We start from the raw sequence: 226 nt of genomic DNA, 5'->3' as shown, positions 1-226 counted from the left end.
GCCTTTATAAAGTAACCAAACTATTCCCACTCTATGGTTGCTGGTGGTTTAGAGCTAATATCGTACACTACTCTATTAACGCCTTTTACTTTATTTATTATATCATTAGATGTTTTTTGAAGGAATTCATAGGGTAAGTTTACCCAATCGGCAGTCATACCATCAGTACTTTCTACAGCCCTAAGTGCTACACATTTTTCATAGGTACGCTCATCTCCCATAACAC

Annotated in this window: 1 protein-coding gene; it reads right to left on the bottom strand. The window is 36.7% G+C overall.

Annotated features, from left to right (window positions below; translation table 11 throughout):
* Window positions 1-20: 20 nt before the first annotated feature.
* The coding region (locus FUA24_RS23485) for a GMP synthase (glutamine-hydrolyzing) (protein ID WP_449441437.1) at window positions 21-226 on the bottom strand (206 nt) is incomplete at its 5' end.

The organism is Seonamhaeicola marinus, assembly GCF_008085455.1.
Note: the sequence above shows the minus strand (reverse complement) of the source record. Positions and strands in the feature narration are given on the sequence as shown.